The sequence below is a fragment of the Streptosporangium carneum genome (genome assembly GCF_027922005.1).
GTDB lineage: Bacteria > Actinomycetota > Actinomycetes > Streptosporangiales > Streptosporangiaceae > Streptosporangium > Streptosporangium carneum.
In genome coordinates, this window is sequence record NZ_BSEV01000098.1 from 1 (window position 1) to 648 (window position 648).

Annotated in this window: 1 protein-coding gene; it reads left to right on the forward strand. The window is 67.9% G+C overall.

Features of this window, described 5'->3' with window-relative positions:
* Positions 1–611: alpha/beta hydrolase (locus tag PKF00_RS43995; RefSeq protein WP_271223747.1), on the forward strand; the 611-nt coding region annotated here is incomplete at its 5' end.
* Between the last annotated feature and the right edge of the window lie 37 nt (positions 612–648).

The following is a 648-nucleotide window of genomic DNA, read 5'->3' on the forward strand; positions in this document are numbered from 1 at the left end:
TCGTGGTCGCCATCGAAACCACCCAGCGCATCCACGAGCTCACGCCCGCGCCCGAGGACGCGCGCTATCGCACGCAGTTCGACACCTCCGGCGGAGCCGAAGCCTTCCGGGCCTATATCGCGCAGGACGTCATCCCCTTCATCGAGGCGACCTATCGCGTCGGCGAGCGCCGGGCCGTGATCGGGGAGAGCCTGGCCGGCCTGTTCATCGTCGACACCCTGCTCGAACAGCCGGACCTGTTCGACGACTATATCTCGGTCTCGCCCAGCCTGTGGTGGGACGATCAGGCCGTTGCCGGACGGGCCGCCGAACGTCTGGCCGCCGCCGGCCATTCGGACACGCGCGTCTACCTGACGATGGGCGATGAGGGCGGCACGATGCAGGCCGGGCTCGATACGCTGCTTGCGGCCCTCGACGCCGTCGAAGGCGCGCCGGAATACCGCTATGTCGACCGCCGCGAAACCGAGACCCACTCGACCATCTATCACGGCGCCGCGCTCGATGCCCTGCGCTGGCTCTATCCTTACCCGCCCTACGATTATGGCGCTACGCCCTGGTATCTGATCGAGGGCGGTCAGCCGGACCAAGCGGCGAACGAGGGGAACGAGTAGTGGCCGGACGGCCCTGCTCCCTGCGCCCATGAACGAG